Source organism: Variovorax sp. GW821-FHT09D05, assembly GCF_059416325.1.
Genome location: NZ_JBWKOZ010000009.1, coordinates 103,566 through 119,819 on the forward strand (window position 1 = coordinate 103,566; position 16,254 = coordinate 119,819).

The 16,254-nt window shown below is 65.8% G+C and carries 18 protein-coding genes; 11 read left to right on the forward strand and 7 right to left on the reverse strand.

Annotated features, from left to right (window positions below; genetic code table 11):
• Positions 1 to 221 precede the first annotated feature (221 nt).
• The gene (locus AC07O3_RS24090; protein WP_218137519.1) at positions 222 to 860 is read left to right on the forward strand and encodes a TetR/AcrR family transcriptional regulator; all 639 of its coding nucleotides are present in this window, start codon (positions 222 to 224) and stop codon (positions 858 to 860) included.
• 16 nt (positions 861 to 876) lie between these two features.
• Here the strand turns inward: AC07O3_RS24090 and AC07O3_RS24095 are convergent, their stop codons facing one another.
• The 3 genes from AC07O3_RS24095 to AC07O3_RS24105 form a co-directional block, all read right to left on the reverse strand.
• Positions 877 to 1,839 carry a LysR substrate-binding domain-containing protein gene (locus tag AC07O3_RS24095; RefSeq protein ID WP_093058230.1) on the reverse strand — a complete coding sequence of 321 codons (963 nt, stop codon included), beginning with the start codon at positions 1,837 to 1,839 and terminating at the stop codon, positions 877 to 879.
• A 76-nt stretch (positions 1,840 to 1,915) separates the two neighbouring features.
• Positions 1,916 to 3,331, reverse strand: a complete 1,416-nt coding sequence (locus tag AC07O3_RS24100; protein WP_495340511.1) for an FAD-binding oxidoreductase — start codon at positions 3,329 to 3,331, stop codon at positions 1,916 to 1,918.
• Positions 3,332 to 3,361: 30 nt separating this feature from the next.
• Positions 3,362 to 4,666 (reverse strand): MFS transporter, encoded by a 1,305-nt coding sequence (locus AC07O3_RS24105; protein WP_495340512.1) that lies wholly within the window; start codon positions 4,664 to 4,666, stop codon positions 3,362 to 3,364.
• 256 nt (positions 4,667 to 4,922) lie between these two features.
• Here AC07O3_RS24105 and AC07O3_RS24110 point away from each other — a divergent pair, with 256 nt between their 5' ends.
• Together AC07O3_RS24110 and AC07O3_RS24115 are read left to right on the forward strand one after the other, a co-directional pair.
• On the forward strand, positions 4,923 to 5,762 hold the full coding sequence (locus tag AC07O3_RS24110; RefSeq protein WP_495340513.1) for a phosphate/phosphite/phosphonate ABC transporter substrate-binding protein: 840 nt from the start codon (positions 4,923 to 4,925) through the stop codon (positions 5,760 to 5,762).
• Positions 5,763 to 5,858: 96 nt separating this feature from the next.
• Entirely contained in the window at positions 5,859 to 6,563 is a 705-nt protein-coding gene (locus AC07O3_RS24115) for a glutathione S-transferase N-terminal domain-containing protein (protein ID WP_258350443.1), read from the forward strand.
• Positions 6,564 to 6,579: 16 nt separating this feature from the next.
• Here the strand turns inward: AC07O3_RS24115 and AC07O3_RS24120 are convergent, their stop codons facing one another.
• The 4 genes from AC07O3_RS24120 to nthA form a co-directional block, all read right to left on the reverse strand.
• The gene (locus AC07O3_RS24120) at positions 6,580 to 7,866 is read right to left on the reverse strand and encodes a M20/M25/M40 family metallo-hydrolase (protein WP_093058225.1); all 1,287 of its coding nucleotides are present in this window, start codon (positions 7,864 to 7,866) and stop codon (positions 6,580 to 6,582) included.
• Between the two features lie 116 nt (positions 7,867 to 7,982).
• Entirely contained in the window at positions 7,983 to 8,336 is a 354-nt protein-coding gene (locus tag AC07O3_RS24125; protein WP_495340627.1) for a nitrile hydratase accessory protein, read from the reverse strand.
• Positions 8,337 to 8,341: 5 nt separating this feature from the next.
• On the reverse strand, positions 8,342 to 9,007 hold the full coding sequence (gene nthB / locus AC07O3_RS24130) for a nitrile hydratase subunit beta (RefSeq protein WP_495340514.1): 666 nt from the start codon (positions 9,005 to 9,007) through the stop codon (positions 8,342 to 8,344).
• A complete protein-coding gene (nthA, locus tag AC07O3_RS24135) occupies positions 9,004 to 9,633 on the reverse strand; it encodes a nitrile hydratase subunit alpha (protein ID WP_495340515.1) in 630 nt (209 codons plus the stop codon). The genes nthB and nthA overlap by 4 nt, the downstream gene beginning before the upstream one ends.
• A gap of 36 nt (positions 9,634 to 9,669) precedes the next feature.
• On the opposite strand from nthA, the gene AC07O3_RS24140 reads away from it, so the two are divergent.
• From AC07O3_RS24140 to tssE, 8 genes are all read left to right on the forward strand, one after another.
• Entirely contained in the window at positions 9,670 to 10,509 is an 840-nt protein-coding gene (locus tag AC07O3_RS24140; RefSeq protein ID WP_093058222.1) for a thymidylate synthase, read from the forward strand.
• 5 nt (positions 10,510 to 10,514) lie between these two features.
• Positions 10,515 to 11,042, forward strand: a complete 528-nt coding sequence (locus tag AC07O3_RS24145) for a dihydrofolate reductase (RefSeq protein ID WP_307617202.1) — start codon at positions 10,515 to 10,517, stop codon at positions 11,040 to 11,042.
• Positions 11,039 to 12,181, forward strand: coding sequence for a phosphatidate phosphatase App1 family protein (locus AC07O3_RS24150; RefSeq protein WP_495340516.1), 1,143 nt, complete (start codon positions 11,039 to 11,041; stop codon positions 12,179 to 12,181). The genes AC07O3_RS24145 and AC07O3_RS24150 overlap by 4 nt, the downstream gene beginning before the upstream one ends.
• Before the next feature lie 163 nt (positions 12,182 to 12,344).
• Positions 12,345 to 12,584 (forward strand): hypothetical protein, encoded by a 240-nt coding sequence (locus tag AC07O3_RS24155; RefSeq protein ID WP_007829428.1) that lies wholly within the window; start codon positions 12,345 to 12,347, stop codon positions 12,582 to 12,584.
• Between the two features lie 480 nt (positions 12,585 to 13,064).
• Positions 13,065 to 13,658 carry a type VI secretion system contractile sheath small subunit gene (gene tssB / locus AC07O3_RS24160; protein WP_495340517.1) on the forward strand — a complete coding sequence of 198 codons (594 nt, stop codon included), beginning with the start codon at positions 13,065 to 13,067 and terminating at the stop codon, positions 13,656 to 13,658.
• Between the two features lie 60 nt (positions 13,659 to 13,718).
• On the forward strand, positions 13,719 to 15,218 hold the full coding sequence (tssC, locus tag AC07O3_RS24165; RefSeq protein WP_093058321.1) for a type VI secretion system contractile sheath large subunit: 1,500 nt from the start codon (positions 13,719 to 13,721) through the stop codon (positions 15,216 to 15,218).
• Positions 15,219 to 15,280: 62 nt separating this feature from the next.
• On the forward strand, positions 15,281 to 15,763 hold the full coding sequence (locus AC07O3_RS24170; RefSeq protein ID WP_093058217.1) for an Hcp family type VI secretion system effector: 483 nt from the start codon (positions 15,281 to 15,283) through the stop codon (positions 15,761 to 15,763).
• A gap of 29 nt (positions 15,764 to 15,792) precedes the next feature.
• Positions 15,793 to 16,254 (forward strand): type VI secretion system baseplate subunit TssE, encoded by a 462-nt coding sequence (gene tssE / locus AC07O3_RS24175; RefSeq protein ID WP_093058216.1) that lies wholly within the window; start codon positions 15,793 to 15,795, stop codon positions 16,252 to 16,254.

The following is a 16,254-nucleotide window of genomic DNA, read 5'->3' on the forward strand; positions in this document are numbered from 1 at the left end:
TTGTGAGATGGAGCGGTCATCGTAGAAATCGACTTTACGGGTGTCAAGTTTTTCTTTGACGGTTGTCAAAACTTCGTAAAATGACATGCGTGGCACGCCGGATGCGGGTTCTCCCGCTTGCGTGCTATGGTTTGGAATCACGAAGAAACACAGGGGCCGGCATGCATGCGGTCCGGCTTTCAATGACGACACATCAACGGCTAAAGAAACACGCTGAACGAGTGCCCAAGACGCGGGTCGACAAATTCTCGGAACGGCGCGCCGAACTGGGCGAAGCCGCGCTGACCACGCTGGCAGCACTGGGCTATGCACGCACCAGCCTGCGCGAGATCGCCCAGAACTCGGAGTTCTCGCACGGCGTTCTGCACTACTACTTCAGCGACAAGGTCGACCTGATCATCTGCAGCGTCAAGCAGTACAAGGCGCGCTGCGTCACGCGCTACGACCACGCGGTGGAAAGCGCCACCACCTACGACGAGCTGATGGATGGCTTCCTGCAGAGCCTTGGCGACACGCTGCGCGACGAAGGCCACGTGCATCGCCTCTGGTACGACCTGCGTTCGCAGGCGCTGTTCGAAGAAGCCTTCCGCGCCGATGTCGTGCAGATCGACAAGAGCCTCGAGGACATGATCTGGCGCATCATGAGCCGCTTTGCCGAGCTCTCGGGCGAAGCGCCCGGCATGCCGCCCTCGGCCACCTATGCGCTGTTCGACGGGCTGTTCCAGCAGGCGCTGCTGAAGCACCTGTCGGGCGATGCGAAGGCCATCGACAACATGCAGGCCGATGTGCGCCAGGCCATCTCGCGCCTGTTCGCTGCCCCTGCCAAAGCCGCAGCGCCGGCCCGCAAGCGCCGCGCCTGAAACGAAGGGCCGGGCGTCAGGGCCTTGGCCCTTTCGCTGGCGCGACAGCACGCGCGCCCGCCCACTGCCCGCTCTCGCACAGATCGCGCACCACGTCGCCGATCAGCGTGCACACGGCGCGCTTCGCGTTCGTGGTCGGCAGATGCACCGACACGCACAGCCCGAGCGTGCGAAACATCGAAGGCGAGTCGATGCGATGCGCGACAAGCCGGCCTTCCTGCACCTCGCGCTGGGCGAGTCCGAACGGCATGATGGTCGGCCCGAGCCCCGCCTCCACCGCCGCCTTCAGCGTGTAGACCGAATTGATCTCCGCGGCCACCTGCGCCGTGGAATGCCCCTCACGCTCCAGCACCGCATCGACCAGCCAACGCGTGCAGTGGCCGTGCGCATTGGCGGGCCACACCAGCGGCCGCGCAGTAGCCTGCGCAATGCTCACGTCGCCGGGCGGCAACGCATGCGGGCTCTGCGGCGATTCGAGGAACACGAAGTCTTCTTCCACCAGCGGGACGAACCGGATGTCCTCCGCCGGCATGGCGGGCGAGAACACCGCCACGTCGACCCGGCCGCGCAGCAGCTGGTCGGCCATGTTGCCGGTGAGTTCCTCGTTCAGATGCAGCACCACGTCGGGGTAGCGCCGGGCCGCTGCACGCATCAGCGGCAGCGCGATCATGGGCGACACGCTTTGCGGCAGCGCCGCCACCACCGAGCCCGCCACCGAATCGGCCGCGACGTGCACAGCGGCCTTGGCGTCGCTTACCTGCTTGGTGATGCCCTGCGCGTACTCGTAGAAGACCTTGCCTGCCTCGGTCATCGCCACGCCGTTGCGGCTGCGAAGCAGCAGCTGGGTGCCGAGCTCGGCTTCGAGCTCGGCCATCTGCTTGCTCAATGCCGACTGTGCAATGAAGAGTTGCTGCGCGGCGCGCGACAGGCTGCCGCAATCCACGATGGCAACGAAGTACTTGAACTGACGCAGCTCCATCGAAGGGCCTCCGGCCGCGCACTGCGGGGTGCAGGCGAGGCCGGGGATTCTAGGCCGCACGTCTCCGCTCGGGCACTCAGGCCCCGGCCGGAGCAACGACCTTTCCCGGGTTGAAGATGTTGTACGGGTCCAGCGCCTGCTTCACGGCACGCATCAGCGCCACCGTGTGCTCTCCGTGCTCCTCGACCAGGTACTTCATCTTGTGCATCCCCACGCCGTGCTCGCCGGTCGAAGTGCCGCCATGGCGCAGCGCGCGCTGCACAAGCCGGTGGCTGAAGGCCTCGGCGGCTTCGTTCTCCGCCACGCTGTTCGGGTCCACCAGCACCAGGCAATGGAAGTTGCCGTCGCCGACGTGGCCGAACACCGGCACCAGCAGGCCGTGTTCGGCGATGTCGGCCTGCGTCTCCTCGATGCACTGCGCGAGCGCGGACAGCGGCACGCACGCGTCGGTGGTCAGGCTACGGCTGCCCGCCTTCAGTTGCAGGCAGGCGAAGTAGGCGTGATGGCGCGGCGTCCACAGGCGCGAGCGCTCCTCGGGCCGGTTGGCCCATTGAAAGGCGCCACCGCCGTGGTTGCCCGCAATCTCCCGCACGATGCCGGCCTGCTCGTCGATCTGCGCCTGGCTCGCGCCGAACTCCAGGAACAGCGTCGGGTTCTCGCCCAGGCTGGTGTGGCTGTACGCATTCACGGCGCGGATGGTCAGTGCGTCCAGCATCTCGGCGCGCGCCAGGGGAACGCCCATCTGGATCGACTCGATCACGCAGTCGACCGCCGCGCGCACCGACGGAAAGTGCACCACCGCCGCCGCGTACGCCTCGGGGTGCGGATGCAACCGCACGGTGGCCTCGGTGATCAGCCCCAGCGTGCCTTCGGAGCCGCAGTACAGCTGCGTGAGGTTGTAGCCCGCCGAGCTCTTGCGTGCCCGCGAGGCGGTGTGCGTCGTGTCTCCGTTGGCCGTGACCACCGTCAGGCTCACGAGGTTGTCGCGCATGGTGCCGTAGCGAACGGTGTTGGTGCCGGAAGCGGCCGTGGCGATCATGCCGCCGATGGACGCATTGGCACCGGGGTCGACCGAGAAGAAAAAGCCGGTGCCCATCAGCTCCGCGTTCAGCTGCCCGCGCGTCACGCCGGCCTCGACCGTGGCCGTGAGGTCTCCGGGGCGAATTGCCAGCACCTTGTTCATCTGCGAGAAGTCGATGCACACGCCCCCCTCGACGGCCAGCAGGTGCCCTTCCACCGACGAGCCCACGCCGAAGCCGATGACCGGCACGCGCTCGCGTGCGCAGGCCCGCACCACGAACGCCGTCTCTTCAGTGCTGCGCACGAACACCACCGCATCGGGCGGCTGCGGCAGATAGGTCGACTCGTCGGTGCCGTGCTGCAGCAGCACGGCCGGGCTGGTGGAAAAGCGCTCGGCAAACTTGCGCTGCAGCAGCGCAACCAGCTCAGGCGACGGGGAACGCCGCGTGTTCGAACTCACGACCGTGTCCATGGGGTTCCTTCAAGGAAGCAGATAAACGGATCAGCGCTTCGGCTTGACGAACAGCACCAGCACCGCGCCAGTCACCAGCAGCCCCGCAAGCATGTGCAGGCCGGCATCGGTGCTCTGCGTCGCATCCTTGATGAGCCCGATGAGAAATGGCGCGCTGAAGCCCGAGAGGTTGCCGAAGGAGTTGATGAGCGCAATGCCCGCGGCCGCCGCGGCACCGCCGAGAAAGGCCGTAGGCATGCCCCAGAAGACCGGAAAGGTCGACATGATGCCCATCGTGGCCAGCGTGAGGCCGGCCATCGCGAGCGTCGCATTGCCGTGGAAGGCCACGCTCAGCACCAGGCCGATGGCGCCGACGATGGCGGCCAGCGCGCTGTGCCAGCGGTACTCGAGCCGGCGGTCGGCGCTGCGGGCCACGAAGTACATCGCCATCACGCCGAAGGTCCACGGAATGGCGCTGAGCAGGCCGATGTCGAGCGCGCCCTTCACGCCGATCGCCTTGATGATGCTCGGCAGCCAGAACGAGATGCCGTACAGCCCCGAGGTGTACGCAAAGTACACCAGCGCCAGCAGCCACACGCGACCATTGCCCAGCACGCTGAGGATGCGCGGCTCGGCCTTGCCGGCGTCTTCGGCGGCGATGTCACGGGCGATCAGTTCGCGCTCGGCAGGCGTGAGCCACTGCACGTCCTTCACGCGGTCATCGAGGTAGCGCCACACGACCAGGCCCAGCGCCACGGTCGGCAGCCCCTGCAGCAGGAACAGCCACTGCCAGCCGGCCCATCCGTTGACGCCGCTCATGCCCTGCAGGATCCAGCCCGAGATCGGCCCGCCAAGGATGCCCGCGAACGGAATCGCCGCGAGAAACAGCGACGTGGCCTTGCCGCGCCGCGCGGCCGGGTACCAGTAGGTGAGGTACAGGATGATGCCGGGGAAGAAGCCTGCCTCGGCCGCGCCGAGCAGGAAGCGGATCACGTAGAACGACACCGGCGAACTCACGAACATGGTGGCCGCCGAGAGCAGGCCCCAGGTGATCATGATCCGCGCGATCCAGCGGCGCGCCCCCACGCGGTGCAGCACCACGTTGCTCGGTACCTCGAACAGGAAGTAGCCGATGAAGAAGATGCCCGCGCCCAGCCCGTAGACCGCGTCGCTGAACTGCAGGTCGCCCTGCATCTGCAGCTTGGCGAAGCCGACGTTCACGCGGTCGAGGTACGCCACGATGTAGCAAACGAATAGCAGCGGGATCAGCCGCCATCCGACCTTGCGGTAGACGGCATCGGAGGTGCTGTCGAAGCGGCCGCTGTAGGGCGGCGTTGCGATGGTGCTGGTGCTCATGGGTGCGTCGCTTTCGTTCGTTCTGGCCCGGTTGCAGCCAATAGTCTCGTTCGCACCCCGCTGCGCCGGTGCGGGTTTCTACGCAAGATTCATATGAATTGAAGATCCGCGTATCTCCGAACGAGATGCGCACGCCGCCGGTTCGCCAAAGTGTTGTTTCATCAGGGCTAACCCTGCGGTCAAGGCCCTGTTCCTCCGCCTCGATGAATGTAATAATTTAGTTACAACATCACCCATCAACCGGAAGAAGGCCTCCATGAATCACCGCACTCTTCGTCCTTCGCTTCGCACCGTCGCTCGCGGTACAGCGGGGTTGCTTCTGGCAGTTGGCGCCTCGGCGCATGCCTTTGTGATCGGTGTCAGCGAAGGCGTGAGCTACAACGTGTCCGATGCGCAGGTCAGCGCCCGCTTCGAGCCCATCGCCGAAGTGCTGTCCAAGGCGCTCAAGCAGCCGGTGACGGTCAAGGTGCTCAATTCGTACAACGGCGCGCGCGACGCGCTGAAGCAGCAGCAGGTCGACTTCGCCTTCGTGCATCCGTCGCACGTGGCGCTCGCCGCCATCAAGAGCGGGCAGTACAGCGCCTTCGCCTGGACCACCGGCTACACCGACTACAAGGTGTCGTTCCTGTGCAAGGAGCAGCAGCCGATCTCCGACTGGAAAAGCGTGGCGGGCAAGCAGCTGGTCATGCCTGATGCCGACTCGATCACCGCGGTGATCACCCGCGCGATGCTGCGCGAGCAGGGCCTGCAGGGGCCGACGGCGGTCAAGGTCACCAACACGCGCTTCCAGGAGGCCGTGCCCTTCTACGTGCAGAACGGCTTCGCGGCCTATGGCGCGACGGCGGCCTCCAGCGTGGTCGAGACCTGGAAGGACGGCGGCGGCAAGGTCTGCGCGGAATCGCGCGCGGTGCCAATCAAGCAATGGCTCGCGTCGCGCAAGCTCGACGCGGCCACGGTGAGCGCGGCGCGCGATGCCCTGCTGAGCCTGGGGCAGACCGACGCAGGCAAGCGCGCGCTCGCGGCATCGAGCTACGTCGGCTTCGTCGCGCCTTCGGCCGACGTCGAGGCCTCGCTGATGAGCTGGCTGGGAATCTGAGGGCCAGGCAGAGGGTAAAGCCGCACGCGCACGCCATCTGCCCGACGCGGGCAGAATCCGGCGCTTGCAGTTTCCTCCCTCTCAAGGACTCCCTCCATGACCGATCTCTCGAGCTTTCCCATCACGAAGAAATGGCCCGCGCAGCACCCTGACCGGCTGCAGCTGTACTCGCTGCCCACGCCCAACGGCGTGAAGGTGTCGATCATGCTGGAAGAGACCGGCCTGCCCTACGAGCCGCACCTCGTGAGCTTCGAGACCAGCGACCAGATGTCGCCGGAGTTCTTGTCGCTCAACCCGAACAACAAGATCCCGGCCATCATCGACCCCAACGGCCCCGGCGGCAAACCGCTGGCGCTGTTCGAGTCAGGCGCCATCCTCATGTACCTCGCCGAGAAAACCGGCAAGTTCATTCCGCAGGACGCCGCCGGCCGCTATGAAACCCTGCAGTGGGTGATGTTCCAGATGGGCGGCATCGGCCCGATGTTCGGCCAGCTCGGCTTCTTCAACAAGTTCGCCGGCAAGGACTACGAAGACAAGCGCCCGCGCGACCGCTACGTGGGCGAATCGAAGCGCCTGCTCGGCGTGCTCGACAAGCACCTGGCAGACCGCGCATGGATCATGGGCGACAGCTACACCATCGCCGACATCGCCACCTTCCCGTGGATCCGCAACCTGATCGGCTTCTACGAGGCTGCGGATCTGGTGGGCTTCAAGGATTTCAAGAACGTGGCGCGCGCGCTCGAAGCCTTCGTGGCGCGCCCCGCCGTGGTGGCGGGGCTGGGCATTCCGAAGCGCGGCTGATCCGGTCAGTTCGCGATCAGTTCGCGGACAGGTCCATCAGCATGCGCGAGAGCAGATAAAGCCGCGGCACCACGCTCTCGACCTCCGCGTATTCCTCCGGCGTGTGGATGCCGCCACCCACGATGCCGAAGCCGTCGAGCACCGGCACGCCGACGCCCGCCACCAGGCTTGCGTCGGCCGCGCCGCCGCTACTCTCGATGGTGAGCTTCTTGCCGATCTCGCCGTAGATGCCTTCGGCCATGCGCACCAGCTTGTCTGATGCTGGCAAACGCGGCATCGGCGGCAGGCCGCGAATCAGGCGCACGCGCACTTCGGTCTCGGGAATGAGCTTGTTCTGCGAGATGCGGATCAGGTCTTTCTCGACACGATCGAACTCTTCAGGCGTGGCCACGCGCACGTCGCCCTTGGCGCTGGCCGTCGCGGGAATCACGTTGGTCGGGCCGTTGGCCGTGAGCACCGTGAAGTTGACCGTGGTCTTCTTCGCCGCATCCGCCGTCTTCGACAGCTGCAGCACCTGGTGCGCCACCTCCATCGCCGCGTTGCGGCCCGCCTCGGGCGCCACGCCCGCGTGAGCGGCCACGCCCTTCACCTCGATGAGCGCGGTGGCCGAGCCCTTGCGCTCGACCACGAGGCCGTCGGCCGGTCGGCCCGGCTCCAGGTTCAGCGCCACGTCATGTTGCTTGGCAATGCGCTCGATGAGCGCGCTGGTGCCGACGGAGCCGACCTCTTCGTTGGTGTCGAGCAGGAAGGTGATCTGCCCATAGTCCTTGAAGCCGATCTGCTTCAGGATCTTCAGCGCATACAGGCCGGCCACCACGCCGCCCTTGTCGTCCATCACGCCGGGGCCGTAGGCGCGGCCGTCCTTGATGTAGAAAGGTTTGGCTGCAGCCGTGCCTTCCTTGAAGACGGTGTCCATGTGCGCGAGGATCAGGATCTTCTTCTTGCCCTGGCCGGTCAGCGTCGCAACCACGTTGGTGCCGGGGTGCGGATCGGCCGGAAAGGTCTCGATGCGCGCGCCGAGCTTGCGCAGTTCGTCCACGGCTATCTCGCGGACCTTTTCCAGGCCCGCGGTGTCGGCCGAGCCCGAGTCGATGTTGACCATGCGCTCCAGCATCTTGACCGCCTCGTCCTTGCTTTGCGTAGCTGCGTCGAGCACGCCCTGATGCGGCTTCTGGGCCGCGGCGTTGCCGGCAAGCAGCATGGCGCACGCAAGCACGGCGCCGTGGCAGGCGGTGCGCGCCCAGCGGCGGGTTGATGTGGATGCCGAAGGAACCGGGAAGAGATGGCGCGAATGAATCGTCATGTTGTGCGTTCTGTGCTTTCTGTGGAGGGACGGGGGAAGCGGCGGCAGGCTATCACCCGCTTCGAGAACGGGTCAAGCACGATGCGGGCCGCGGCACACCGCACCGGCACGCACCTCTAGCCGAGGAAATCCTCGCCGCGCAACTCGATCGGCTGGCCGTGCGGTGTGCGGTCGGCCGCGTGGTCCCAGGCGTGGCGGTAGCGGGCCAGTTCGTCGTCAGAGCTGGCGCCCTTGCGGGCCACGAGGCCTTCGAGCGCGGCGAGCCAGTGGCGGTAGTAGGTCTCGCCGGTGTCGGGGTCGCCCGCGGCCTGTGCGGCGGCGATCTGCCCGGCCAGCGCCTCGGCCCATTCCGGCCAGGTGAACAGGCCGCGTTCATGCAGCGCCAGCGTCATCGCGAAGGCCTGCGCCTCCCACGGTGCATTGAACACGGGCCCATCGGCATCGCGCGGCATGCCGGGCGACAGGGGCATGTCGCTCACGACGTGGCCTCCAGATAGCTTTCCCACGCATCGACCGACACCGACAGGTTCTGGCGCGGAGCTTCGTCGCCCCAAAGCTCGGCTTCATCGAACTCCACCGTGTAGAGCCACTGCGGCTGCTCGCCGAGCCCCTGCGCATGACTGTCGGCGAACACGTGCGCGCCATGTACGTGCGTGATAGTGCCGCGCTTGCCCTGCACATAGCCCGGCAGCCGCGTGTGATGGTCGACCTTGCCGAAGTGCATGCGCACCGGCTGGCCCATGGCGAAGCGCGCCGGGGCCGACGCAGGCCGCCCGGTCGGCGAGCCCTTGGCAAGAACGGCAGGCACATTGCCCACCTCCAGCACGCGGGCCACGGGCGCGGGCGCGTGGCGCATCTCTCCGCTCGCGATCTCGTCGGGAAAGATCTGCCCGCGCTGCAGCATCAGTTGTTCGAGCGCGCTGAGCCAGATCTGGTAGTAGCTCAGGTCGCGATAGTCCGGCAGCGTCTCGCGCACGGCGCGGCTCGCATCGATGTTCCATGAACCGGTCGCGCCCATGGCCAGCACGAGCGCCAAGGCGCGTGGCTCCCAGGCCGCATCAAAGAGTTCGCCCTCGGACTCCGGCACCACCTTGCCGAAACCCGGCTGGCCGCCGAGGTCGGCTTTCGTGACGTAGCTCATGCCGCGCTCCCCTCTTCGGCAGGCACCTCTACCAGCCGCGTGCCAATCATCGAATCGCGCGAGACCAGCGCGGCGAGTTCGTCTTCGTCCAGGCTTTCGGTTCCGGCGGGGCGCTGCGGAATCACGAGGTAGCGCACCTCGGCGGTCGAGTCCCACACGCGGATGCGCGTGGCCTCGGGCAGCGTCGTGCCGAAATCGGCAAGCACGCCGCGCGGGTCTTTCACCACGCGCGAGCGGTACGGCGCGCTCTTGTACCAGGTGGGCGGCAGGCCCAGCACTGGCCACGGGTAGCAGCTGCACAGCGTACAGACCACCATGTGGTGCAGCTCGTCTGTGTTCTCCACCGCCACCATGTGCTCGCCCTGCCGGCCCGTGTAGCCCAGCGAGGCGATCGCCGCCGTGGCGTCGGCCAACAGCCACTGCCGAAAGGCCGGATCGACCCAGGCCCGTGCCACCACGCGTGCGCCGTTGCGCGGGCCGACGCGGGTCTGGTAGGTGTCGATCAGCGCATCGAGTGCGGCGGGGTCGATGTAGCCTTTCTGGGTAAGCACGCTTTCGAGGGCGCGGACGCGCAGGTCCATCTCGCCGAGTTCGCTGTGTCCGTGGGAGTGGTCATGGCCGGTCATCGGCCAATGCTAGCGCCGCCCCGTAAAATTCCCAACATGACCTCGCCCACCCGCCCCGTCCGCTCCCAGTACGAAGATTTCATGCGCCATGTCGACACTCACGGTGTATTCAAGAGCGACCGCACGGGTACCGGCACCAAGAGCGTGTTCGGCCACCAGATGCGCTTCGACCTGAACGAGGGCTTCCCGCTGGTCACCACGAAGAAGGTGCACCTCAAGTCCATCATCCAGGAACTGCTGTGGTTCCTGACCGGCTCGAGCAACAACAACTGGCTCAAGGAGCGCGGCGTCACCATCTGGGACGAATGGGCGCGCGAAGACGGCGACCTGGGCCCGGTGTACGGCGTGCAATGGCGCAGCTGGCCCACGCCCGATGGCGGCCACATCGACCAGATTTCCGATGTCATCAAGACCCTCAAGACCAACCCTGATTCGCGCCGCATCATCGTGAGCGCATGGAACGTGGCCGAGCTGTCGAAGATGGCGCTGATGCCTTGCCATGCCTTCTTCCAGTTCTACGTGGCACCGCCGCAGGCCGAAGGCGAACGCGGCAAGCTCAGCTGCCAGCTCTACCAGCGCAGCGCCGACATCTTCCTGGGCGTGCCCTTCAACATCGCAAGCTACGCGCTGCTCACGCACATGGTGGCGCAGCAGTGCGACCTCGACGTGGGCGACTTCATCTGGACCGGCGGCGACTGCCACATCTACAGCAACCACGCCGACCAGGTCGCGCTGCAACTGAGCCGCACGCCGTACCCGTACCCGACGCTGAACATCAAGCGCAAGCCAGCGTCGATCTTCGACTACCAGTACGAAGACTTCGAAGTGCTGGACTACCGGCACGGCGATCCGATCAAGGCGCCCGTGGCGGTGTGAGCGGGATGAACAAGCCCCGCATCAACATCATCTTCGCCCGCGCCGCCAACGGCGTGATCGGCGCGAACAACACGATCCCCTGGCACATCCCGGAGGACATGGCGCACTTCAAGCAGCAGACTGCGGGCGCGCCGGTGATCATGGGCCGCAAGACCTGGGACTCGCTGCCGCCACGCTTCCGGCCGCTGCCGGGCCGGCAGAACATCGTGGTGACGCGGCAGGCCGATTGGCAGGCCGAAGGCGCACTCCGCGCCAGCAGCCTGCAAGAGGCGCTGTCGCTTTGCGAATCGACTTCATCGAAGCCCGAGGCCGTGTGGGTCATCGGCGGCGCGCAAATCTACGCCGAGGCCGAGCCGCTTGCGCAACGCGCAGTGGTGACCGAGGTTGCGCGCGACTACGAAGGCGATGCCTACGCTCCTGAACTCGACGCCGCCGCGTGGCGCGAGACACAACGCGAATCGCATGTCTCCGCCAAGGAAGGCCTGGGCTTCAGCTTCGTGACTTACGAGCGCGTCGCCCCCACGAAGAAATGAGCGACAGCGCCCCGCACCGACTGCCCGTGCCGGACTTGCGGCGCCGGTCGCTGGTGGCGGGCGCAGCGCTGCTCGCAGGCCTTGCGCCACTGCAGGCGGTGCAGGCAGCAGAGCCGCTGGAGCCCGACGAAGAAGCGCTCTTCATGACCGGCACGGCGCGCCCCACCGTCGACGGCAGGCTCGAAGTCGATATCCACGCGTGGATCTTCGAGCGCGAGCATCGCTGGGGGCTCAACACTGCCCTCGCACGCTACCTCGGCCTGAGCCTGAAGAAGCTCTCGCCCGCCGCACGCCTGCGCTTCAACCAGCGCACCGCGCTGTTCCATGCGGAGTCGGAAGAAGACAAGGTGATCGACGTCGACTTCGACGGCAGCCCCGCACGCGTGACGATGCCGCCATCGGGCAAGAACGGCCGCAGCAACCTGCGCATCGTGATCGACGCACCGCGCGCGCCACTGCTGCCAACCTCGCCATCACCGCAGGAGTGGGTGCAGTTCCATGGCGTAACCGGCCCGGGTGAGCTGCTGCATCGCTTCAGGGGCCATGCGCTGGTCGTGCCCGCGCAGGGCGTGTCGGTCATCTCGGACATCGACGACACCATCAAGCGCACGCAGGTGCGCGACCGGCGCGAGATGCTGCTCAACACTTTCGCGCGCCGCTTCGAGGCCGCGCCACGCATGGCGGCCTGGTATCGCGCGCTGGCGAAGACGCCCGACACGCGCTTCCACTACCTTTCGGCGAGCCCGATCCAGCTCTACCCGGCGCTCTCGGATTTCATCCGCAACGCCGACTTTCCCGCGGGCAGCATGCATCTGCGCGAAAGCACCACGTGGCGCACGCTGATTCCCGGCGAGCAGGATTCGCGCGAACACAAGCTCGGCGTGATCAACCGGCTGCTCACCGAATTTCCGCAGCGCCGCTTCGTGCTGGTGGGTGACTCTGGCGAAGCCGACCCCGAGATCTACGCGCAAACGTTTCACTCGCATCCGCAGCGCATCGACAGCATCGTGATCCGCGACGTGACGGGCGAAGGCCGCACCTCCGATCGCTATCGCGCAACCTTCGAGGGCATCGATCCGGTGCGATGGCACATCGTGATGCCGGACACCACGGCGTGGCCCGTGCAAGCGCTCAACTAGCCGCCGAGTTACCGGAAACAAACTGGCGCCTTCGTGGCTCCAGCAGCGCGAAAGGAACACTTCGGTACACCCGAGGAAAGGCATGCGCGGCGCAGGGTTTAGACAACGCTAATTGTTTGTGCGCACAATGCCGTAAACGCCCTCAACCAAAAGGAGACGGCTCATGTCCATGGAATTTCTACGGGTTATCGCCGAGCAGAAATTGCCATACGTTATTCACACGCCGGCTGACATCGACAGGCTGCGCGTGCTGCGTGCGGCAGAGTTGGTGACTGCATTCATTCCGCCTTCGGACCGCGCCCCCGATGCGCGCGCAATCCGCCAGTTGGCCCAGGTCGAATCGATCACCGCCAAGGGCAAGCTGGCACTCAACAAAGCCACTTCGGCATTCATCGAGCTCTAGCAAGGCGCCCTTGCGGCTTCGCACGAAGCCCGCGACGTTCGCGCCATTGATGCGGCCCCGCGCTGCGCTCACCCGGGTTCCCCGGGTCCTCCATTCCGGTTACACATCGCGCCATCCCACGCACGCGGGAGCACGCGCGCGATAGCACCGCCCCCGCCTTCCTGTCATTGAACTTTGGTCCGATGCGCCGGCGGGCGCGTCTGCCTAGCAATCGGCTGCCTATTTGCGTGACAAACCCCTCATTTATGTAACTTTACAAAGCTCAGTCACTTGTTTTTGTTGAGGTTTGTCCAGCGCATGTGGGACCCCTCCCCAATTCTGGGGATTGTTAGCAAATATCTCGATTTGTATCTTCCGTCCGTCTTTGATGCATGCCGGGACTGCAACGGCAACGGACCGCGCACCGCCCCAACCAGGCGACGAGCGTCGAGAAATTTCAACGTGTGTTCTTGTCAATTCAACCTTTTCTGAGAGCGAAAAATGTCGAATAGCCTGCAAAACTGGGTAGGACGCAATCGTCCGCCGCGCGTCCAGATCACCTATGACGTGGAGATCGGCGACGCCGTCGAAAAGAAAGAGCTGCCGCTGGTCGTGGGCCTGCTGGCCGACCTGTCGGGCCAGCCCGCACAGCCGCTGCCGAAGCTCAAGGAGCGCCGCTTCGTCGAGATCGACCGCGACAACTTCGATGAAGTTCTCGGCAACATCACCCCCCGCCTCGACCTCTCGGTGCCCGACACCATGAAGGGCGAAGGCAACCTGAAGATCGAACTGAACTTCAAGGAGTTCAGCGACTTCCACCCCGAAGCCATCGTGGACCAGGTGCCCCGCCTGGCCAAGCTGCTCGAAGCCCGCCAGCAACTGCGCGACCTGCTCGCCAAGCTCGACGGCAACGACGAACTCGACGACCTGCTCGAGCGCGTGCTGCTGAACACCGAAGACCTGAAGACGGTCCAGAGCCAGGCCAGGGCCGAAGCCGGCAGCGCACCAGCGCAAGCCGCCCCGGCCGTAGCTGCAGCCCCGCAAGCGGCTGCGGAAACCCAGTCGTCCCCCGAAGCCGAAGCACCGGCAGCGTGATCAACCACGCCGGCCGCAGCCCTTCGGGCGCGACCCGGCAACTTTTGAATGGTGATAGAGATGGCCAACAAATCCAAAGCCGCTGAAGCCGGCAGCGCAGCAACCACCGTCACGACCAGTGACCTCGGTCTGCTCGACAAGATCGTCCTCGAAGGCAACATGACGACCGAGCCTTCGCAGGGCGCCTACGCGAAGAAGCTGATCGGTCAGCTGGCTTCGCAGATCCTCGACGAAGGCATGAAGACCAGCCCCGACAAGGGCGTGGTCACGCTGATCAACGAGCGCGTCGCCGAAATCGACCGCCTGCTGACCGACCAGCTCAACGCGATCCTGCACGCCCCCGAGTTCCAGGCCCTCGAAGCCTCCTGGCGCGGCCTGCACGACCTGGTGACCGGCACCGAGACCGGCAGCAACCTGAAGCTGCGCCTGCTCAACGTGAGCAAGAAGGACCTGCTGAAGGACCTGGAGACCGCCGTCGACCACGACACCAGCGTGCTCTTCAAGAAGATCTACGAAGAGGAATACGGCACCTACGGCGGCCACCCCTATTCGCTGCTGATCGGCGACTACTACTTCGGCCGCCACCCGCAGGACATCGCCCTGCTGGAGCGCATCTCCCGCGTGGCCGCCGCCGCGCACGCGCCTTTCATCGCAGCAGCCGCGCCCGCGCTGTTCGACTTCAAGTCGTTCACCGAACTCGGCATTCCGCGCGACCTGTCCAAGACCTTCGAGAGCGCCGAGCTCGCCTCGTGGCGCGGCTTCCGCGAATCGGAAGACTCGCGCTACGTCTCGCTGGTGCTGCCGAGCTACGCGGCTCGCCTGCCCTACGGTGCCAAGACCATTCCCGTCGAGAACTTCAACTACGAAGAAGACGTGGACGGCACCGACCACGGCAAGTACCTGTGGGCCAACGCGGCCTACCAGCTGGGCCTTCGCATCACGCAGGCTCACTCGCTGTACGGCTGGACCACGGCCATCCGCGGCGTCGAAGGCGGCGGCAAGGTCGACGGCATGGTGGCTCACGCCTACAAGACGGACGAAGGCGACATCGCCCTGAAGCCGCCGACGGAAGTGACCATCACCGACCGCCGCGAAAAGGAACTGAGCGACCTCGGCTTCATCGCCATCGTCAACTCCAAGGGCTCGAACACCGCGGCCTTCTTCGGCGGCCAGACCGTGAACAAGCCCAAGGTGTACGACAAGGATTCGGCCAACGCCAACGCGGCAGTCTCGGCTCGCCTGCCCTACATCCTGGCGGCCTCGCGTTTCGCGCATTACCTGAAGGTGATCGTGCGCGACAAGATCGGCAGCTTCCAGACGCAGGCCGACATGCAGAAGCACCTGAACAACTGGGTTGCCAACTACGTGCTGGTGAGCCCCTCGGCGCCGCAGGCCATGAAGGCCAAGTACCCGCTGAGCCAGGCCCGCGTGGACGTGACCGAAGTTCCGGGCAAGCCGGGCTCGTACCGCGCCATCGCCTTCCTGAAGCCGCACTTCCAGCTCGAGGAACTCTCGGCCTCGATCCGCCTGGTGGCCGACCTGCCGGCTGCCGCCGCCTGATCGCCCCCTTCATTCATCTGCATCGACAGACGAACCAACAGATTTACTGAAAGAACATTCACATGCCTATCTATCTCAAGATCCCAGGTGTCACTGGCCAAACCCAGATCGAGGGCCACAAGGACGAACTGGAAGTCCAGAGCTTCCAGTTCGGCGCCGGCCTCGCCGTGACGGCGGGCACCTCCAACCAGGAACGCACCGCGGGCAAGCCCAGCTTCTCCGAAATCACCGTGACCCGCACCAGCGACTCGGCCACGCCCCAGCTGCTGCAGAAGCTCGCCGGTGGCGAGGTGTTCGCGGGCGACACCATCATCACCTTCCCGCGCGAAGACAAGAGCGGCCTGCTGCCCTTGATGGTCGTGACCCTGACCGACGTCATCCTCAGCGGCCTCTCCGTTTCCAGCGGCGGTGACCTGCCGCAGGAAAGCGTCTCCCTGAACTACGCGGCCATCAAGGTCGAGTACACGAAGCAGAAGGAAGAAGGCGGCCAGGAAGGCATCGCACCGTTCGGCTGGGATCTCTCGAAGAACGTCGCGGTCGCATGACGGCTCGACGCTGACACCCGGCGCCTACCGTGTCCGAACTCATCAAAGGGGGCGTCGCGCCCCTGTTCGACCGGCTGGCGTCGGCGCCGTCCGAGCACGCCCGCGGCGCTGCTCATCTCGAAACGATGGAGTCCTTGCAGGACTCCATCGGTCGTGAGCTGCGCCGTCTGTTCAACACGCGCTCGCCGCTGTCGGCTGCCGACTATGCGCAGGGCAGCGGCACGGTGCTGGAGTACGGCATTCCGGATTTCTCCGCGCTCAGCGCGCAGAACGCCGCCGACTTGCAGCAGCTGGCTGCCACGCTGCGCCAGGCGGTGCAGCGCTACGAGCCGCGCCTGACGGACGTGAGCGTGCAAGTGAGCGCCACGCCCAACCGGCATGAAGTGGCGCTGGTGCGCATCGGCGCGCAGGCGCGGGCCGGGCTCGCGCTGCGCCACGTGGATTTCGAAATGCTGCTCGGCACGCCCGACAGCCTGATGAAGATCGCCTGA

Coding starts and splice junctions, on each gene's coding strand:
- AC07O3_RS24095 (WP_093058230.1), bottom strand. CDS start 1,839: ATGGAGCTGCGTCAGTTCAAGTACTTCGTTGCCATCGTGGATTGCGGC.
- AC07O3_RS24100 (WP_495340511.1), bottom strand. CDS start 3,331: ATGGACACGGTCGTGAGTTCGAACACGCGGCGTTCCCCGTCGCCTGAG.
- AC07O3_RS24105 (WP_495340512.1), bottom strand. CDS start 4,666: ATGAGCACCAGCACCATCGCAACGCCGCCCTACAGCGGCCGCTTCGAC.
- AC07O3_RS24110 (WP_495340513.1), top strand. CDS start 4,923: ATGAATCACCGCACTCTTCGTCCTTCGCTTCGCACCGTCGCTCGCGGT.
- AC07O3_RS24115 (WP_258350443.1), top strand. CDS start 5,859: ATGACCGATCTCTCGAGCTTTCCCATCACGAAGAAATGGCCCGCGCAG.
- AC07O3_RS24120 (WP_093058225.1), bottom strand. CDS start 7,866: ATGACGATTCATTCGCGCCATCTCTTCCCGGTTCCTTCGGCATCCACA.
- AC07O3_RS24125 (WP_495340627.1), bottom strand. CDS start 8,336: ATGCCCCTGTCGCCCGGCATGCCGCGCGATGCCGATGGGCCCGTGTTC.
- nthB (WP_495340514.1), bottom strand. CDS start 9,007: ATGAGCTACGTCACGAAAGCCGACCTCGGCGGCCAGCCGGGTTTCGGC.
- nthA (WP_495340515.1), bottom strand. CDS start 9,633: ATGACCGGCCATGACCACTCCCACGGACACAGCGAACTCGGCGAGATG.
- AC07O3_RS24140 (WP_093058222.1), top strand. CDS start 9,670: ATGACCTCGCCCACCCGCCCCGTCCGCTCCCAGTACGAAGATTTCATG.
- AC07O3_RS24145 (WP_307617202.1), top strand. CDS start 10,515: ATGAACAAGCCCCGCATCAACATCATCTTCGCCCGCGCCGCCAACGGC.
- AC07O3_RS24150 (WP_495340516.1), top strand. CDS start 11,039: ATGAGCGACAGCGCCCCGCACCGACTGCCCGTGCCGGACTTGCGGCGC.
- AC07O3_RS24155 (WP_007829428.1), top strand. CDS start 12,345: ATGTCCATGGAATTTCTACGGGTTATCGCCGAGCAGAAATTGCCATAC.
- tssB (WP_495340517.1), top strand. CDS start 13,065: ATGTCGAATAGCCTGCAAAACTGGGTAGGACGCAATCGTCCGCCGCGC.
- tssC (WP_093058321.1), top strand. CDS start 13,719: ATGGCCAACAAATCCAAAGCCGCTGAAGCCGGCAGCGCAGCAACCACC.
- AC07O3_RS24170 (WP_093058217.1), top strand. CDS start 15,281: ATGCCTATCTATCTCAAGATCCCAGGTGTCACTGGCCAAACCCAGATC.